Source organism: Sinimarinibacterium thermocellulolyticum (assembly GCF_040327995.1).
GTDB classification, from domain to species: domain Bacteria; phylum Pseudomonadota; class Gammaproteobacteria; order Nevskiales; family Nevskiaceae; genus Solimonas; species Solimonas thermocellulolyticum.
The window spans coordinates 14,024-31,416 of the sequence record NZ_JBEPIJ010000016.1 but is presented as its reverse complement, the minus strand read 5'-3'; the positions used below and the strand labels follow the sequence as shown (position 1 = coordinate 31,416).

Annotated in this window: 21 protein-coding genes; 6 read left to right on the top strand and 15 right to left on the bottom strand. The window is 67.1% G+C overall.

Annotated features, from left to right (window positions below):
* Positions 1–206: 206 nt before the first annotated feature.
* The gene (locus tag ABSH63_RS12850) at positions 207–797 is read right to left on the bottom strand and encodes a redox-active disulfide-containing membrane protein (protein WP_352890271.1); all 591 of its coding nucleotides are present in this window, start codon (positions 795–797) and stop codon (positions 207–209) included.
* The gene (locus ABSH63_RS12845; protein ID WP_352890270.1) at positions 794–1,507 is read right to left on the bottom strand and encodes an SURF1 family protein; all 714 of its coding nucleotides are present in this window, start codon (positions 1,505–1,507) and stop codon (positions 794–796) included. Before ABSH63_RS12845 ends, ABSH63_RS12850 begins: the two co-directional genes overlap by 4 nt.
* A gap of 92 nt (positions 1,508–1,599) precedes the next feature.
* On the opposite strand from ABSH63_RS12845, the gene ABSH63_RS12840 reads away from it, so the two are divergent.
* Complete coding sequence (locus tag ABSH63_RS12840) at positions 1,600–1,827, top strand: DUF2909 domain-containing protein (RefSeq protein WP_352890269.1); 228 nt, start codon at positions 1,600–1,602, stop codon at positions 1,825–1,827.
* Between the two features lie 58 nt (positions 1,828–1,885).
* Here ABSH63_RS12840 and ABSH63_RS12835 read toward each other — a convergent pair whose 3' ends face one another.
* From ABSH63_RS12835 to ABSH63_RS12815, 5 genes are all read right to left on the bottom strand, one after another.
* On the bottom strand, positions 1,886–2,764 hold the full coding sequence (locus ABSH63_RS12835) for a cytochrome c oxidase subunit 3 (protein ID WP_352890268.1): 879 nt from the start codon (positions 2,762–2,764) through the stop codon (positions 1,886–1,888).
* A 17-nt stretch (positions 2,765–2,781) separates the two neighbouring features.
* Complete coding sequence (locus ABSH63_RS12830) at positions 2,782–3,315, bottom strand: cytochrome c oxidase assembly protein (RefSeq protein WP_352890267.1); 534 nt, start codon at positions 3,313–3,315, stop codon at positions 2,782–2,784.
* 133 nt (positions 3,316–3,448) lie between these two features.
* Positions 3,449–5,083, bottom strand: coding sequence for a cytochrome c oxidase subunit I (gene ctaD / locus ABSH63_RS12825; protein WP_352890266.1), 1,635 nt, complete (start codon positions 5,081–5,083; stop codon positions 3,449–3,451).
* A gap of 40 nt (positions 5,084–5,123) precedes the next feature.
* The gene (gene coxB, locus ABSH63_RS12820) at positions 5,124–6,371 is read right to left on the bottom strand and encodes a cytochrome c oxidase subunit II (RefSeq protein ID WP_434223272.1); all 1,248 of its coding nucleotides are present in this window, start codon (positions 6,369–6,371) and stop codon (positions 5,124–5,126) included.
* Positions 6,372–6,415: 44 nt separating this feature from the next.
* Positions 6,416–6,952: a DUF2244 domain-containing protein gene (locus ABSH63_RS12815; RefSeq protein WP_352890265.1), complete on the bottom strand. Its 537-nt coding sequence runs from the start codon at positions 6,950–6,952 to the stop codon at positions 6,416–6,418.
* Positions 6,953–7,052: 100 nt separating this feature from the next.
* On the opposite strand from ABSH63_RS12815, the gene msrB reads away from it, so the two are divergent.
* Genes msrB through ABSH63_RS12800 form a run of 3 tightly spaced genes read left to right on the top strand, consistent with a single transcriptional unit; the run spans position 7,053 to position 8,688 of the window.
* The gene (gene msrB, locus ABSH63_RS12810; RefSeq protein WP_352890264.1) at positions 7,053–7,562 is read left to right on the top strand and encodes a peptide-methionine (R)-S-oxide reductase MsrB; all 510 of its coding nucleotides are present in this window, start codon (positions 7,053–7,055) and stop codon (positions 7,560–7,562) included.
* Positions 7,559–8,146, top strand: coding sequence for a peptide-methionine (S)-S-oxide reductase MsrA (gene msrA, locus ABSH63_RS12805; RefSeq protein ID WP_352890263.1), 588 nt, complete (start codon positions 7,559–7,561; stop codon positions 8,144–8,146). The genes msrB and msrA overlap by 4 nt, the downstream gene beginning before the upstream one ends.
* Entirely contained in the window at positions 8,143–8,688 is a 546-nt protein-coding gene (locus ABSH63_RS12800; RefSeq protein ID WP_352890262.1) for a lipocalin family protein, read from the top strand. Before msrA ends, ABSH63_RS12800 begins: the two co-directional genes overlap by 4 nt.
* A gap of 19 nt (positions 8,689–8,707) precedes the next feature.
* On the opposite strand, the gene bioD is transcribed toward ABSH63_RS12800, so the two are convergent.
* The 3 genes from bioD to bioB are packed head-to-tail and all read right to left on the bottom strand — an operon-like array spanning position 8,708 to position 11,665.
* The gene (bioD, locus tag ABSH63_RS12795; RefSeq protein ID WP_352890261.1) at positions 8,708–9,370 is read right to left on the bottom strand and encodes a dethiobiotin synthase; all 663 of its coding nucleotides are present in this window, start codon (positions 9,368–9,370) and stop codon (positions 8,708–8,710) included.
* A gap of 19 nt (positions 9,371–9,389) precedes the next feature.
* Positions 9,390–10,631, bottom strand: coding sequence for an 8-amino-7-oxononanoate synthase (bioF, locus tag ABSH63_RS12790; protein ID WP_352890260.1), 1,242 nt, complete (start codon positions 10,629–10,631; stop codon positions 9,390–9,392).
* The gene (gene bioB / locus ABSH63_RS12785; protein ID WP_352890259.1) at positions 10,619–11,665 is read right to left on the bottom strand and encodes a biotin synthase BioB; all 1,047 of its coding nucleotides are present in this window, start codon (positions 11,663–11,665) and stop codon (positions 10,619–10,621) included. Before bioB ends, bioF begins: the two co-directional genes overlap by 13 nt.
* Positions 11,666–11,818: 153 nt before the next feature.
* Here bioB and ABSH63_RS12780 point away from each other — a divergent pair, with 153 nt between their 5' ends.
* A complete protein-coding gene (locus ABSH63_RS12780) occupies positions 11,819–12,499 on the top strand; it encodes a ComFC family protein (protein WP_352890258.1) in 681 nt (226 codons plus the stop codon).
* A gap of 82 nt (positions 12,500–12,581) precedes the next feature.
* Complete coding sequence (locus ABSH63_RS12775) at positions 12,582–13,817, top strand: DUF819 family protein (protein ID WP_352890257.1); 1,236 nt, start codon at positions 12,582–12,584, stop codon at positions 13,815–13,817.
* On the opposite strand, the gene ABSH63_RS12770 is transcribed toward ABSH63_RS12775, so the two are convergent.
* From ABSH63_RS12770 to ABSH63_RS12750, 5 genes are read right to left on the bottom strand one after another with little or no spacing between them, the layout of a single operon-like run.
* Positions 13,716–14,633 carry an alpha/beta hydrolase fold domain-containing protein gene (locus ABSH63_RS12770; RefSeq protein WP_352890256.1) on the bottom strand — a complete coding sequence of 306 codons (918 nt, stop codon included), beginning with the start codon at positions 14,631–14,633 and terminating at the stop codon, positions 13,716–13,718. The genes ABSH63_RS12775 and ABSH63_RS12770 overlap by 102 nt on opposite strands.
* A 35-nt stretch (positions 14,634–14,668) precedes the next feature.
* On the bottom strand, positions 14,669–15,574 hold the full coding sequence (gene ubiA, locus ABSH63_RS12765) for a 4-hydroxybenzoate octaprenyltransferase (RefSeq protein WP_352890255.1): 906 nt from the start codon (positions 15,572–15,574) through the stop codon (positions 14,669–14,671).
* Between the two features lie 39 nt (positions 15,575–15,613).
* Positions 15,614–15,796, bottom strand: coding sequence for a rubredoxin (locus ABSH63_RS12760; RefSeq protein ID WP_352890254.1), 183 nt, complete (start codon positions 15,794–15,796; stop codon positions 15,614–15,616).
* Entirely contained in the window at positions 15,793–16,692 is a 900-nt protein-coding gene (locus ABSH63_RS12755; RefSeq protein WP_352890253.1) for a fatty acid desaturase, read from the bottom strand. Before ABSH63_RS12755 ends, ABSH63_RS12760 begins: the two co-directional genes overlap by 4 nt.
* Positions 16,689–17,339 (bottom strand): TetR/AcrR family transcriptional regulator, encoded by a 651-nt coding sequence (locus tag ABSH63_RS12750; protein WP_352890252.1) that lies wholly within the window; start codon positions 17,337–17,339, stop codon positions 16,689–16,691. The genes ABSH63_RS12755 and ABSH63_RS12750 overlap by 4 nt, the downstream gene beginning before the upstream one ends.
* Positions 17,340–17,393 lie beyond the last annotated feature (54 nt).

The window sequence follows — 17,393 nt, the reverse complement described above, 5'->3', positions numbered from 1 at the left end:
CGGAGCGCGGGCCGGCGGAGTCGAAAAGGGGCGCGCATTCTACCAGCCCAGCCCGGGCCATCCTTGGCGCGGCCCAGCACCCGTTTGCAACCCCTGCCTGCGCTTGCTCACTCGCCGCGACATCGAGTCACGGCTTGCCGGGGCAAGCGCTCCATGGCCAGGCGTTCGGTACTTCCGGCATGAGATTGAGTCATGCCGGACATGCCTCACCCGATTTGGCTCACCCGCAACAGCTTCTTGATGTCCTTGAGGATGCCCTTGGACTCCGCATCCGCGGCGTAGACCATCAGCCAGTTGCCGAGCGGATCGACCAAGTACAGCGCGTGCGGATCGGCACCGCCGAAGAAGCGCCGGTATGCGGCGTCCGGCGTGTCGGCATAGAACTTCAGGTCCGGATGATCGGCGGCGAGCCGGGCCGATGCGGCGCTCAGCGCCGCGGTGTCGGGCGCAAGATAGACGCGCTGCACACGCAGGCGCTTCTCGTTGAGCAGCGTGCGGATCTGGCGAATCTGGTAGAGCTTATTCGCACAGGCCGCATCGCACTCGGCGGCGGCGAGATAGACATAGCTCCAGCGCCCGCGCAATACCGCAACCGGCACCGGTGCGTCGTCGGCATCGCGCAGCGGCAGATCCGGCAGCGGCCGCGCCGGCGTGATGAGTTCACCGTAGTTGGTACGCGCATCGGGCTGCCAGTCTGGGAACACAAAGTAAAACAGCATCGCCGCCAACAGCGGCGCGAAGAACAGCGCGGCCAGCAACAGAAACTGGAGACGACCACGAAACGGCGTTTGCGTCATGTCTTGGGTCGGAAGCTTAAAGCGACGAACAGGCCGACGAGCACGGCCGCGAAGGCGAACCACTGGCCCGCGTAGGCATAGTGCTTATTCGGTGACAGTTCCGGTCCCGCGCCCCACTCGCGGACGTAGCCGCCGGGAACGTCGGCGTCCATCAGGAACAGCCCCCCGGGCAGCGACTCGCCGTAGATGCAGCGCAGCTCATCCACGGTCGGATACTGGACGATGCGCGGCCACGGTGCCGGTGCACAGTTGTCGACGTCCAGGCGCATGCCCGGTTCCGGCAGTGTGCGCCAGTAGCCGGTGAACCGGACCTCACCCTGCGGCACCGGCAACGGCGGCAGCTTGCCGCGATCGCCGTCGGCTGGTATCCAGCCGCGATCGACGATGACGATGCCGCCGTGTTCGAGCAGCAGCGGCGTCCAGACCCGGTAGCCGGGCTGGCGCCGGTGGCTCTGGTTGTCGAGCAGCAGCTGCCGCGTACCGTCGAAGCGGCCGGCGACGCGGGCACGCTCGATCACCCCGGGTTCGGCCCAGGCGCCGGCGGTCATCTCGCGCGGCGGGCGCTGGGCGGCGGCCTCATAGCGCGCGGCAAGCTCGGCCTTTTCCTGACCACGTTTGAGCTGCCAGATGCCGAGCGCGACCATCGCCGCGCACAGCACCACGGTCAGACCCAGCGCCCAGAGCTTCGGTCGGAACTGCCTGCTGCCCATGATCGTCCCCCGTCTTCGGCGACGCGCGTGATCCTGCGGCTTTGCAGCCGACAGCGGCTATGATGCCGTGGTCCACCGCATTCGTCCGCCCCGTGATCGTCAAACTCATCATCATCGGCCTGCTGCTCGCGATCCTGGCGTCACTGTTCACGAGCATGAGCTTTCTGCTCCGCGACGAAAGCCGGCGGCGGCGCACGCTTACCGCGCTCAAGATCCGCGTCGCCCTGTCGATCACTCTGGTGCTGTTCGTGCTGCTGTCCTGGTACATGGGCTGGATCGAGCCGCACGCGCTGATGCGCACGCCGATGCCGAATCCATGAACGCACAGCGGGCGCTCGAAGGCGCCCGCTGCTGGACTGGATCGGCTCGTCCCGCGGCTTACAGCCAGTAGACGACGATGAACAGCCCGATCCAGACCACGTCGACGAAGTGCCAGTACCAGGCCACGCCCTCGAAACCGAAGTGCGACTCCGGCTTGAAGTGACCCTTCATCAGGCGCAGCGTGATGACGATCAGCATGATCGTGCCGAGCGTCACGTGCAAGCCGTGGAAGCCGGTAAGCATGAAGAAGGTCGAGCCGTAGATGCCGGAACCCAGCGTCAGGTTCAGGTCGGTGTAGGCGTGGATGTACTCCTCGGCCTGGAAGAACAAGAACAGCGCGCCCAGCGCCACCGTCGCCCACATCCAGGCGATGCACGGCCCGCGACGCGCCTCTTTGAGTGCATGATGCGCCATCGTGATCGTGAAGCCGGAGGTCAGCAGGATCAGTGTGTTGACCAGCGGTACGTCGAAGGCCGGTATGGTCTGGAACTCGCCGCCGAGATTGGCCGGGCCGTTCGACGGCCAGGTCGCCTCGAAGCCAGGCCACAGGGTGATGTTGGTGACAAGCTTGCTACCCTCGCCGCCGAGCCACGGCAGCGACAGCAGGCGTGCGTAATAGAGCGCGCCGAAGAACGCGGCGAAGAACATCACCTCGGAAAAGATGAACCAGCACATCGCCCAGCGATAGGTGCGATCCACCTGTGCGCCGTACAGGCCGCCCTCGCTCTCGCGGGCGATGCCCTGGAACCAGCGGAAGATGATGTAGATCGACAGTGCAGCCCCGAGCCAGATCGGCCACGCTCCGATCTCGGCGTTCTCGAGGTATCCGGACACGCCGATGACGACGGCGACCAGACCGACGGTGAGCGCGAATGGCCAGGCGCTGGGCGCCGGGACATAGTAGCGGTCGGTGTTGTGGGCGGCGGGGCTCCCCATTGATCAGCTCCTGATACTCAATCCTGCTTGAGGGCGACGTCGGTAACGTCGAAGAAAGTGTAGGCCAGGGTCACGCGATCGATGTAATCCGGCAGCTCCGGATCGAGCGTGAACACCACCGGCATGCGCTTCTGCTCGCCGGCCGCGAACGGCTGGTTGTTGAAGCAGAAGCATTCGGTCTTGCGCAGATACTTCGCTGCAGCGGTCGGCGCGACGTTCGGCACCGCCTGCGCCACCAGCGCGTGCCCTTCGGTGTTGGTCGCAAAGAAGTCCACCGTGTAGAGCTGGCCGGGATGCACCTCGATGGAGGCCTGAGCCGCGTGGAACTGCCATGGGCGGCCGCCGTTGACGGTGGTCACGAACTCGACGGTGACGGTACGGCTGGTGTCGATGGCCGCCGGCGCGGCCGACGCTTCGAGCGCGACGCGACCATTGATGCCGAGCGCATCGCAAAGCATGTCGTAGATCGGCACCAGCGCATAGCCGAAACCGAACATGCCGAGCACGACGACGCCCAGCTTGAGCGCATGGCGATGCTTGGCCGATGTCACTTTTGCACCACTGTGATCACGAACCAGGCGAGGAAGAACAGGGCCAGCGCCACATGTCCCCAGAACAGGAGCAGGCTGCGCTGCCGCTTCTTGCGATCCTCGTCGGTGTGCATCATCGCTGCAAATGCCGCGATCAGTGCGCCTTGGCGGGCGCGCCGGTGGACTCGGCCTCGGTGAGCTGCGGCGGATCCTCGAAGGTGTGGTACGGCGCCGGGCTCGGCACGGTCCATTCCAGACCCCGCGCACCCTCCCAGACGCGATCCGGCAGGTTCTGCTTACGACCGAACCAACCGTAGCAGCAGCCGAGCATGTTGATGATGAAGATGAACTGGGCGACGAAGAAGCCGAAGGCGCCGATCGTCGACATCACGTTCCAGTCGGTGAACTGCACGGCGTAGTCCGGCACGCGGCGCTGCATGCCGGCCAGACCGGCGAAATGCTGCGGGAAGAAGGTCAGGTTGATGAAGATCGCCGACAGCCAGAAATGGACCTTGCCCCAGAACTCGCTGTACATGCGGCCGGTCCACTTCGGAATCCAGTAATAGACCGCGGCGATGATCGAGAACACCGCGCCCGGCACGAGTACGTAGTGGAAGTGGGCGACGACGAAGTAGGTGTCGTGATACTGGAAGTCCACCGGCGTGATCGCGAGCATCAGGCCCGAGAAGCCGCCGATCGTGAACAGGAACACGAAACCCAGCGCGAACAGCATCGGCGTCTCGAAGGTCATCGAGCCGCGCCACATCGTCGCGACCCAGTTGAACACCTTCACGCCGGTCGGCACCGCGATCAGCATCGTCGCGAACATGAAGAACAGCTCACCGGCCAGCGGCATGCCGACGGTGAACATGTGGTGCGCCCAGACGATGAAGCTCAAAAACGCGATCGAGGCCGTGGCGTAGACCATCGAGTCGTAGCCGAACAGGTGCTTGCGAGCGAAGGTCGGGATGATCGTGCTGACGATGCCGAAGGCCGGCAGGATCATGATGTAGACCTCGGGGTGGCCGAAGAACCAGAAGATGTGCTGGAACATCACCGGGTCGCCACCACCGGCCGCAGTGAAGAACGACGTGCCGAAGTACTTGTCGGTCAGCAGCATGGTCACTGCGCCGGCGAGCACCGGCATGACCGCGATCAAGAGGTAGGCGGTGATCAGCCAGGTCCAGACGAACAGCGGCATCTTCAGCAAGGTCATGCCCGGTGCGCGCATGTTCAGGATCGTCACCACGACGTTGATCGCGCCGGTGATCGACGAGATACCCATCAGGTGCACCGCGAAGATCAGGAACGGAAAAGCATTGCCGGTCTGCAGCACCAGCGGCGGATACATGGTCCAGCCGCCAGCCGGCGCGCCGCCGTCCATGAACAGGGTCGACAGCAACAGGCCGAACGCGAACGGCAGGATCCAGAAGCCCCAGTTGTTCACGCGCGGCAGCGCGAGATCCGAGCAGCCGATCATCATCGGCACCATCCAGTTGGCGAGGCCGACGAAGGCCGGCATGACGCCGCCGAAGATCATCACCAGCGCGTGCATCGTCGTCATCTGGTTGAAGAACTCCGGCTGCACGAACTGCAGGCCCGGCACGAACAGCTCGGCGCGGATCACCAGCGACATCAGGCCGCCGATGAAGAACATCGTGAACGCGAAGAACAGATACAGCGTGCCCAGATCCTTGTGATTGGTGGTCTTGATCCAGCGCATGATCCCCTTCTCGGGACCGTGGTGGTCGTCGTGACCGTGGGCGTCGTGGGCGTGGGCGTGGGCCATCTCGATGTACTCCGAAAAAGCTTACGTCAGGGCTGCGCGATCAGCGCTGTGCAGCGACGTCGGCAGGCTGGACCACGCCGGCGTCGTTGCCCCAGGAATTGCGGGTGTAGGTGATGACCGCAGCGAGATCGGCATCGGACAGATGACCGAACGGCGGCATCAGGTTCTTGCCCTTGAGCACCTGCAGGATCTGCGCGGCCGCATCACCCTTGACCACGGCGCTGCCGACCAGCGACGGGAAGTTCGGCGGCAGGCCGGTGCCGTTGGCCTGATGGCAGGCGGCGCAGTTGGCCTTGTAGACGGACTCGCCCTTTTGCATCAGCGCATCCTTGGTCGGCGCTTGGCCCGCCGGCTTGGCTGCGGCATCCCCGGCGGCGACCTCGATCGGCGCGTCGACGGTCGCATCGGTCGCGGTCTGCGCCGGTGCGGCAGCAACGGCGATCGGGGCAGCGACGATGGCCGACGTCTGATTGACCGCCTCGCCGCCCTTCTGCCGCGTGAGCCAGGCCTCGTACTCATCCTGCGGCAGCGCCTCGACGACGATGGGCATGTAGCCGTGGTCGCGGCCGCACAGCTCGGCGCAGACGCCACGATAGGTGCCCGGCTGTTCGATGCGCGTCCAGATCTCGTTGATGTAGCCCGGGATCGCGTCCTTCTTCACCGCGATCTCGGGAACCCACCAGGCGTGGATGACGTCGTTGGAGGTGATCAGAAACCGAATCTTCTTGCCGACCGGCACGACCAGCGGCCGGTCGACGTCGACCAGGTAGTTCGGCACGGCGGTGACGTCCACGCCCGACTTGAGCTGGCGCGCCGCGTTGGATTGGGCGCTCAGCGTGGAGAAGAACGACACGTCCTCGCCGAGATAATCGTAATGCCACTTCCACTGATAGCCGGTGATCTTGATGCTCATGTCGGCATCGCGCACGTCTTCCATCTTGATCAGCGTCGCCGCCGCCGGCACGGCAATGGCGATCAGGATGACGAAGGGAATCGCGGTCCAGACGATCTCGACCGTCGTCGATTCGTGGAAGTCGGCCGGCTTCGGGTTCTTGGATCGGCGGTGGAAGATGATCGACCAGATCATCGCGCCGAAGACGATCACGCCGATCACCACGCAAACCCAGAAGATCCACATGTGCAGGGCGAACACCTCCCGGCTGATCTCGGTGACACCGGTCGGCAGGTTATAGCCCTTGCTGGTATCGGTATAGGCCGGCGCCGCGAGCGCCGCAAGCATCAGTCCGGATCCTGCGGCCAGCCTCGCCAGCCATCCCTTCATCGACATCGTCAATCTCCGAAAAGCTCGTTCTGCCGGGGCTCGTGCCCCGATCACACCGGGCCCCAGCCCGGTGTCAGCAACTGGCGGATGCGCGCCGCGAGTTCACGCCGCTCATCGTCGGTCAGACAGGCGCCGATGCGCACCACCTGCCGTCCAGACCTCCCAACACCGCTCAACAACAGCCGGGTCGGCGCATGGCGATTGCCGCCCGGCTCCAACAGCACCCGTGTCGGCCCGCGCTGCAGCTCAACCGTGTGCAGCGCACCGCGCCCGAGCCACCCGAACTGGACACGGACCCACCGTGGCCCGATCTCGACGACTTCGCGATACGCATTGCGTCGCACCGAGACGTACAAGGCGGCGCCCAGCGCCGCCAGCTCCAGCCCGGCGAACGGAACCACCGGCCAGAAACCGAGACTCGCCATGCCGATCGCGATACCGAGCCCCAGCGCCGAGGTCGCGCCCATGAACCAGCACGCCTGGCGTACGCTCAGCGAGGCATTCGGGCCGATCACCAGCCGGGACTCGGCGTCCGCGGACGCCATCGACGAAACCATCGAGTTCGAAGCTGCGGGATTGTAGTCCATGCCCTGAAACTCTCGCAAAGACCGGCGTCCGCGAACTCTACCGGAGGACCTGCGTCCAATCACCGTGTACAGGCGTACACGCCAGTCCATGGAGGCGCGCATGACCCGACGCAAGCTGCTTTCGACCCTGGCCGCTGCCGTCGGCGCCGGCACGCTGGGCCGCTGGCGCGGCGCGCAGGCCGCCGGCCGCGGCCTGGGCACGCTCGAGCTGCCGGCCGAGTATTGGCGCGACAAGGTCGCGCCCGCGGCGTGGGCGGTGTTGTTCGAGGAGGATACCGAACCTGCGTTCAGCAGCCCGCTGAATGCGGAGAAACGGTCTGGCACTTATGTGTGCGCCGCCTGCCATCTGCCTCTATTCAGCTCGACCACCAAGTTCGACAGCGGTACGGGATGGCCGAGCTTCTGGGCGAGCCTGCCCGAGGCGATCGGCACCCGGCGCGATTTCAAGCTGATCGTGCCACGCATCGAGTATCACTGCCGCCGCTGCGGCGGGCACCAGGGCCACGTCTTCGACGACGGTCCGCCGCCGACCGGGCTGCGCTACTGCAACAACGGCCTGGCGCTGCGCTTCGCTCCGGCGGGCGAGCCGCTTCCGGCGCTGCGGCCATGACGCCCCGCACGCTGCTGCTGTGTGCACTGACGTTGCTTGCGCCGCTCGCGCACGCCGCCCCGGCGGTCGCGATCTTCGCCGCGGGCTGCTTCTGGTGCACCGAGGCGGATTTCGAGAAGATCGACGGGGTCATCGGCGCCGAGTCCGGCTACATCGGCGGCCGCGTCGAGGCGCCGAGCTACGAACAGGTATCCGCCGGCGGCACCGGCCATGTCGAGGCGGTGCGCGTGCAATTCGATCCTGAACGGGTGAGCTACGAGGAGTTGCTCGCCGTGTACTGGCGCAACGTCGATCCGTACGCCGCCGACGGCCAATTCTGCGACAAGGGACCGCAATACCGCTCGGCAATCTTCTATCTCGACGAAGCGCAGCGCGCGAGCGCCGAGCGCACGCGCGACGCACTCGCCGCGAAGTACCCCGAACGCCCCGCCATCGTCACCGAAATCCTGCCGGCGACGCGCTTCTGGCCGGCCGAGGCCTATCATCAGGACTATTACAAGAAAAACCCGGTGCGGTATCGCTATTACCGCTGGGGCTGCGGGCGCGACCGCCGCCTCGCGGAACTCTGGGGCACGCCATCATGAGACGCACCCTTGCAGTCGCTCTGCTGACCCTGCTGCTCACCGCCTGCGCGAGCGCGCCAAAGACGCCGCTGCCGACGCCGGCGCAGCCGCTCGACGTCGAACGCTTCCTCGGCCGCTGGTACATCATCGCCAACATCCCTTATATCGGCGAGCGCGGCGACGTCGGCAGCTTCGTCGAGTACCATGCGCGCGACGACGGCTGCATCGACGACCTGTACTTCTACCGCGACGGCAGCCTCGACGCGCCGCTGGAGCAGATGTCCGGCATCGCGAAGATCGTCGACACGACGACCAACGCGCACTGGAAGGCGCAGTTCTTCTGGCCGCTGTGGTTTTCGTTCCACGTGCTGTACGTGGACGAGGACTACCGCCATGCGCTCATCGGCACGCCGGATCGCCGCCTGGGTTGGATCTACGCACGTACGCCCCAGGTCGATGCGACGACGCTCGCGGCCCTGTTCGAGCGCCTGATCGCCGCCGGCTACCGGCGCGAGCAGTTCGTGCTCATTGCGCAGCACGCGGCCGCCATGCCCGCCCCCTGACGGCGCGTGCGACTTGCGTTCAGCTCGGCCACGACAGTGCGGCGCTCGCCCGCTGGATGTCGGTCCCTTCAGGCAACACGCCGATCAGCGGCGCGGGCAGGCGTTGCCGCAGCGTCTGCAGACTCTCCTGCAGGCGCGGCATCTCGGGCGGCATGCAGTTGGCGATCCAGCCGAGAAGATGCGTGCGTCGCACAATGGATTCGGCGCTCAGTAGCGCGTGATTGATGCAGCCCAGACGCATCGCCACCACCAGGACCACCGGCCAGCCGCGCGCGGCCACCCAATCGTCGAAGCCGATCGTGTCGTGAAGCGGCACGCGCCAGCCGCCGGCCCCTTCGACCAGCACCAGCTCGTGCGTCGCCGCCAGCGCGTCGTGCCCGGCGTCCAGCACCGCGAGGTCCAGCCGCACGCCGGCGTCGCGCGCGGCGACGTGCGGTGCGATGGGCGGTTCCAGCGGGTAGGGATTGACCTGCGCGTACGCCAGTCCCGGGGCGGACTCGGCGAGCAAGGCGAGGGCATCGGCGTTGCGCAGTCCCTCGGCGGTGCGCTCACAGCCCGAGGCCACCGGCTTGTAGCCGCAGGCACGCAAACCCTTTCGGCGCGCGCGCCGCAACAGCGCGCAGCTGGCGTGGGTCTTGCCCACGCCGGTATCGGTGCCGGTGACGAAGATCGTGCGTGGCATGATCTTCAGTTTCCAGTGCTCAGTTTCCAGCAACGGCGGTGCCTTCCTGCAAACTGGAAACCGCTTCGCGAAGCGCGTCGACCAGATGGTCGATCTGCGCGTCGGTGTGCGCGGCAGTCAGCGTCACACGCAGCCGCGAGGTACCGCGCGGCACCGTCGGCGGGCGGATCGCCGCGACCCACAGTCCGGCGTCGTACAGACGCCGCGACAGGGCCAGCGTCGCCGTCTCGCTGCCGACGATCAGCGGCTGGATCGGCGTTTCCGAGGCGCCCAGGGCGATGCCGCACTGACGGCAGCCGCTGCGAAAGCGCGCGACGTTCGCGAACAGCCGCGCGCGCCGCTCGGCACCCTCGGCACCGGCGACGATCGCCAGCGCCGCGCGCGCGGCCGCCGCCAGCGCCGGTGGCGGCGCGGTCGAGAACACCCAACTGCGCGCGCGCTGCACTAAGTACTCGATCAGCTCGTGCGAGCCGGCGACGAAGGCACCGGCGCAGCCAAGCGACTTGCCGAGCGTGGCCACGTACACCTGCGGCTGCACCACATGCAGGGCACAGGCGCCCTGCCCGCTCGCACCCAGCACGCCGAAACCGTGCGCATCATCGACCATCAGCGCGGCGCCGCGCGCCTCGCACAGACGCGACAGCGGCAGCAAAGGGGCGACATCGCCGTCCATCGAGAACACGGAATCGGTGACGACGAGGCGCAGCGCCTGCGGCCGCTCGACCAATGCAAGGCGCAGTGCATCGTCGAAGCCCTGCACGTCGGCGTGCGCGACGCGCACGTAGCGCGCGCCGGACAGACGCCCGCCGTCGATCAGCGAGGCATGGTTGAGCTCGTCGGCGACGAGCACGTCGTCCTTGCCGAGCAGCGCACGCAGCACGCCGAGGTTCGCCGCCCAGCCGCTGGAGAACAGTAGTGCGCGTGGCCGGCCGACGAATTCCGCCAGCGCCTCCTCCAGCGCCCGGTGTTCGCGGTTGTGACCGCAGATCAGCGCGGAGGCGCTGCTGCCGGTGCCGTCGCGCGCGAGCACGCGGCGCGCGGCCTCGGCGACGCGCGGGTCGGTGGCAAGCCCCAGGTAATCGTTGCTGCAGAAGTTCACGCAGCGCCGCCCGTCGACGCGCATCTGCACGCCGTGACCACCGTCGACGATCCGCCGCACGCGGTAAAGATCGGCGTCACGCAGCTGCGAAAGCGCGCGTGCGAGCCTCTCCTGCAGCGTGGCACCCGCTCCCACCGGTGCGGCCTCGCTCACTGCGAGCACGCCACCTCCACACGCTCGTGCGGCGCGGACGCGGCATCCTCTGCCGCCGCGCACTCGTGCGTCTGCGGGGCGATACCCAGCCGCGCCATCAGCGCGCGATCCCTCGCGTTCTGCGGGTTCCCAGTGGTCAGCAGCCGGTCGCCGTAGAAGATGGAGTTGGCGCCGGCGAAGAAGCACAACGCCTGCATCTCGTCGGACATCTCGGTACGTCCCGCCGACAGACGCACATGCGATCTCGGCATCAGGATGCGCGCGACTGCGATGGTCCGCACGAACTCGATCGGGTCGAGCGGCGGCGTTCCCTTGAGCGGCGTGCCCTCGACCTGCACCAGCTGGTTGATCGGTACCGATTCGGGGTGCGGGTCCATGATCGCGAGCTGGCGCAGCAGCTCGGCGCGATCGGCCGGCCCTTCGCCCATGCCGACGATGCCGCCGCAGCAGACCTTGATGCCGGCGTCGCGCACGTTGGCGAGCGTGTCGAGACGATCGGCGTAGGTGCGCGTGGTGATGATCTGCCCGTAGAACTCCGGCGAGGTGTCGAGGTTGTGGTTGTAGTAGTCCAGACCGGCGTCGGCCAGACGCTGCGCCTGCGCGGGCTTGAGCATGCCCAGGGTCACGCAGGTCTCCATGCCCAGCGCCTTGACCGCGCGCACCATGGCCTCGACCTTGGCGAGGTCGCGATCCTTGGGGGAGCGCCACGCCGCACCCATGCAAAAGCGCGTCGCGCCACTGGCCTTGGCCGCGCGCGCGGCCTCGACCACGGCCTCGATCTCCATCAGCGCCTCGCGCGGCAGGCCGGTGTCGTAGCGCACCGACTGTGGGCAGTAGGCGCAGTCCTCGGGGCAGGCGCCGGTCTTGATCGACAGCAACGTCGACAACTGCACCTGGTTGGGATCAAAGTTCCTGCGGTGCACGCCGTGCGCGCGAAACAGCAGATCGTTGAACGGCAGGCGGAACAGGGCCTCGACCTCGTCGCGGCGCCAGTCGTGGCGCGGCTCGTGGCAAGCTTCGTGGACACTCGCGGCGGCAGACATCGTGGACTCCCCGGACTTCGAACCGAGCGGATGGTCGTGATGAATAATTGAATGATGAAGCGCGAGTCAATGAATTTTCTCTCGCACCCACCCCGGCAGGCGGCCGCAGTGTTCCTGCGCACCCATGGACTTGTCAACCGATCGGTGCGCGCCATGGTTGACAGATTGGCCGAGCGGCTTTTGCCGCAGCGCTGCCGGCGCTGTGAGGCCGGGACCGGCGGGCCATTGCTGTGCGAGCCTTGCGTGCTCGATCTGCCGTGGAACGATGCCGCCTGCGCGCGCTGCGCGCTGCCGATGACCGCGCCCGGCATCTGCCCCGCCTGCCTGCATCGTGCACCGCGCTTCGACGCCGCCTGGGCGGCCTTCCGGCTGCAGCCGCCGATCCAGCATGGCGTGCACGCACTCAAATATCACGCGGACTTCGGCCAGGCGCGCCTGCTCGGCGAGCTGATGGCGCGACGGCTGCAGGCGCGCGATGCACCGCTGCCGGAGCTGCTGGTCCCGGTGCCGCTGCATCCGCTGCGGCTCATGCGACGCGGCTACAACCAGGCGGCCGAGATCGCGCGTGTGATCGCACGCGCGTGCTCGATCGCGCTCGATCTCGATGGCGCGCGGCGCGTGCGCCGCACCGAGGACCAGATCGGCCAGTCGCGCGCCGCACGTCGCCGCAACATGCGCGGCGCTTTTGTGGTGCGCACCGACCTCGCCGGCCGGCACGTCGCGCTCGTCGACGATGTCATGACCACCGGTGCGACCTTCGACGAGCTCGCGCGCGCCTGCCGCGCGGCGGGCGCGGTGCGCATCGAGGCCTGGGCCGCGGCGCGCACGCCGTGAACGCACGCTGGTTGATTGCCCCGCTTGCGACGATCCGCTGCTTCATGGACGCTTGCCGCTTTACACCCCGCGAGTGCTGACCTTGACCCAGACCCCCCTCGTCACCAACGACGCCGTCGCCCTCGGCCTGCTGTGCGCGCTGCTGGGCGCCGTGTTCTGGACCTCGAACAGTGCGCATCCGTTCTGGCGCAAGTTCTACACCTACGTGCCGGCGCTGCTGCTTTGTTACTTTTTGCCGGCGCTGTTCAACTCCTTGGGTGTCATCGACGGCGAGCACTCGCAACTCTACCCGGTGGCCTCGCGCTACCTGCTACCGGCGACGCTGGTGCTGCTGACGCTGTCGATCGACCTGCCGGCGATCCTGCGTCTGGGGCCCAAGGCGCTGATCATGTTCCTCACCGGCACCGTGGGCGTGATCCTCGGTGGTCCACTCGCCTTGCTGATCTGGGGCGCGCTGAGCCCGGAGACGGTGAGCGGCGAGGTCTGGCGCGGCATGACCACGGTCGCCGGAAGCTGGATCGGTGGCGGCGCCAACCAGGCGGCGATGAAGGAGATCTTCGCCGTCGACAACAACCTGTTCGGCATGATGGTCGCGGTCGACGTCATCGTCGCCAACGTCTGGATGGCGGTGCTGCTGTTCATGGCCGGCCGCGCCGAGCGCCTCGACGCGAAACGAGGCGCCGATACGACCGCGCTGGTCGAGCTGCGCCAGCGCATGGAACGCTTCGTCAGCGAGCACGCCCGCGTCCCCCAGCTACGCGACTTCATATTCATGCTCGCGGTCGGCTTCGGCCTGACCGGCCTCGCACACGCGCTGGCGACGCCGCTCGCCGGCTTCTTCGAAGCGCAGGGCGCGTGGGCACAGCGCCTGAGCCTGTCGAGCAACTTCTTCTGGATCGTCGTGCTGGCGACGACCTTCGGCCTGATTCTCTCGTTCACGCGCGCGCGCGAGCTCGAAGGTCCCGGCGCGTCCAAGGTCGGCAGCGCGATGCTCTACGTGCTGGTGGCCAGCATCGGCATGCACATGGACCTGCGTTCGATCTTCACCAACCCGGGTTTGTTCGGTGTCGGCCTGACCTGGATCGCCTTCCACGCCGCGCTGCTGCTGATCGTTGCCCGGGTGATCAAGGCGCCGACCTTCTATCTCGCCGTCGGCAGCCAGGCCAACATCGGCGGGGCCGCGAGCGCGCCGGTCGTCGCCAGCGCCTTTCATCCATCACTGGCCCCCATCGGTGTGCTGCTCGCCGTGCTCGGCTATGCGCTCGGCACCTATGGCGCCTGGATCTCGGGGCAGATGCTGCGCCTGGTCGCCCCGTAGCGAGCGGTCGCGCAGGTGGCGATCCAGAAAATCGATCGCACGCTCACGCGCCGCCCCGGCAAAGAAGAAACCGACGATGTGGCCGCGTAGCGGCAGCCAGTGCAGCTCGTTCGGCACGCCGGATGCATCCAGCGCGGCCTTGAGCCGTCGCGCATGCTCGGTGGCGACGATGCGATCCCAGCGCGCGTGGTAGATGAAGAACGGCGGTGCATCCGCGCTCACCCGATGCAGCGGCGACGCCGCACGATAGGCATCGGGGATCTGCTCGAAGGATCCCCCCATCAGCGCCTCGACGAGCGGACTGCCGGAGGCGTAGACGAGGTCGGCGGGATTGCCGCCGGACACCACGGCGCGCAGCCGCGGCGCCTGGGTCACCAGCGCCGCGAGCGAGGCCAGGTGCGCGCCGGCGGAGTAGCCCCAGATGCCGAGGCGGTCGGGATCGATGCCCAGCGCATCGGCCTCGCGCACCAGCCAGCGCAGCGCGAGCTGCACATCGTCGAGCTGCGCCGGAAAACGCCACTGCGGGACCAGCCGGTATTGCACGCTGAACGACGCATAACCGCGTGCCGCAAGCGCCTCGGCGAAACCCCGCATATGCGCCGGCTTGCCGCTCTTCCAACTGCCGCCGTGGACCAGCACCACCAGCGGACAGGGCGAACAAGCCCGGGGCCGCACCAGGTCCCCGGCGAGCGGCTGCGGCCAGTCGGGCGGCGTGAAGACCAGACCCTCGTCGACACGGACCGCAGCCGTGCTGCCGCAGCCCGTCAGCACCGCGCCGAGGCCAAGGACGACGAACAGAAAAAGGCTGCGCAACATGGGCATCGGCCACCACCGGGCAAGCATGCCAGCCACTACGACGCCGCGGCGATGAGGGACGCAAGCCGCGGCCAGGCGTGATCGAGCGCCAGACCGGCGAAGATCGAACCGCCGAAACGGTTGTTGTCGAGAAACGCGGCGAAACACGCGGCCGGCTCGCGCGTGCGTGTCATCACCCACTGACGCACGGCGAAGCCGGCGGCGACGACCAGGCCGAGGAAGAACGGCAGGCCGCGGCCATCGACCACGCCCAGTCCGGCGAGCAGAAGCAAGGCCAGCGCCTGCAAACACGCCACGACCCGCCGGTCGTGCCGCCCGAACAGAATCGCCGAGGACTTCACGCCGATCTTCAGATCGTCCTCGCGGTCGGCCATCGCGTAGTAGGTGTCGTAGGCCACGACCCAGCACAGGTTCGCCGCCATCAGCACCAGCACCTCGGCCCAGACGATCTCGTGGCGCACGGCGGCGTAGGCCATGGGCATGCCCCACGAGAACGCAATGCCGAGCACCGCCTGCGGCAGGCTGATCCAACGCTTGGTGAACGGATACAGCGCGGCAAGCAGCGCCGCCGGCACGGATAGCGCCAGCGCCAGCGTGTTCTTCAGCGAGCTCAGCAGACCGAAGGCGACGAGCGAAACCACCACGAACAGCCGCACCGCCTCGGACGGCGCGACGCGGCCGGCCGCAACCGGTCGCTGCCGCGTACGCGCGACGTGCGGGTCGAATTCGCGGTCGGCGAAGTCGTTGATCGCGCAGCCGGCCGAACGCATCAGCACGGTACCGAGCACGAACACCGCCAGCACGTGCAGACTCGGCATGCCGTCGGCCGCGAACCACAGCGCCCACAGGGTCGGCCACAGCAGCAGGTAGATGCCGATCGGCCGGTCGAGCCGCATCAGCAGGGCGTAGTCGCGCAGCTTGTGAAGAGCAGAGGTATCCATCGGCGCGCAGCTTAGCGCTCGCGTGCATCCCGCGCCGGATCAGTCCGCAATCGGCTCGTAATCGGCCTTGGCGGCACCGCAGTCCGGACACTGCCAATCGTCGGGAATGTCCGCAAAGCGCGTGCCGGGTGCGATTCCGCTGTCGGGATCGCCGAGACGCTCATCGTAGATGTGCGCGCAATAGCGGCACTGGTAACGGCCAAAAGGAGCCGCGGCGTTCATTCTTGCGCCTGCGCCGGCCGGACGCAGGGGCGGATCGAAAAGCCGCGCTGGACCGCGAGCTCGTACTTTCGCATCTCGGGTTCTATCAACTTCCACACCTCGTAGTTGTTGTAGAACGGCGTGCCCGGAAACAGATGATGGACGAGGTGATAGTGCTGGTATTGCAGCAGCGGCCCGAGCAGCCACTCGTGACCCTGGCGGATCGTCGTCGCTCGGGTGAAGTGCTGCTCCTGCGTCACGTCGTGCGGCACGTGTGGCAACCAAAAAAACGTGAATCCGAGCATCAACTGGATCAGGCGTGACGGAATGAACCAGAGCATCAAGACCTCGAGGCCGTAGCCCGCCAGCGTCAGCGCGACGATGGCTGCGGCCGCCACCGCCGCCATGCGCAGCGAGTTGCGCAGATACGGCGCGCAGACGCGATCGCCATGGCGCAGGGCGTGCATCAGGTACAGCACATCGATGAACATCCACCGCACGGGCAGCGTCCACCACGCGCCGCGCAGCGCGGAATCCGGATCGCGAGCGCCGTTGGCGAAGCGATGATGCAGCACGTGCCCCCAGCGAAACAGTCGCAAGTCGACGAAGGGGATGATCAACATCACGCCGAGCTGGCCGATCCAGTCATTGAGGCGGGTGTGGGTCGAGATCGAGCGGTGGATCGCGTCGTGCGCCACACTGAACCCGAGGTAACCGACCACCGTATTGAGCACCGTGCCGACCCCGAGCGGCCATAGCCCGGATCCGCAAAGGACATAGACGCCGACGAAGGTCAGCGTCAGCACGATCCACATCGCCACCGTAGGCCAGGCGAGCCTCGGCGTCGTGGTCAAGCGGGAGAAGGCCTCGCGCTGCTCGGGGCTGAGGTGATCCAGCGTCAGCTTCGGTCGGCTCATCGACGTTGCTCCTTCGCGGCTTTGCGGGTCCTGCTCCGGCCCGCGTTCGATGTCCCCAAAGGGCCCAGCAGGCGCTCCAAGAGCGCCGGTGCCAGTTGCTCGAATCGGCAACCATGGACGAGCTGATGGGCCACGTGCAGGGTCATCAGCCCGTGCAGGCTGATCCAGTACGCATGCGCGATCTCGCGCGCATCGCCCTGCACCAATCCGGCATCGATGCAGTCCTGGACCACGTCCATCGCGAAATCGAACATGCGCTCGCGCGCCGCGAGCAGCTCGGGATAGCGATCCGGCGGCGGCTGGTCGGACGCGAAGATCAGGCGGTACTCTGGCGGATGCCGGCGCGCGAAACCCAGATAGGCATCGAACAGCGCGCGCAGCCGCGTCAACGGATCCGCACCCGCGGGATCCCGCTCCAGCACCCAGGCATGAAACCGCTCGACTGCGTCACGGCGCAGTTGCGCGAGCAGCGCCTGCTTGTTGCCAAAGTACCGGTACGGCAGGGTATGACTGATGCCGAGCGCATCGGCCAGCGTGCGCAGACTCAACGCCTCGGCGCCGCGATCCAGATACAGGCGCCGCGCGGCATCGATCATGCGCTCGCGCATGCGCTGACGGTCTTGCGCACTGCTCTCGGGTCGTGCCATGGAATTTTTGTAACACTGTTAACTTAACGGTGTCAATCAAAAAGGCTCGATGCA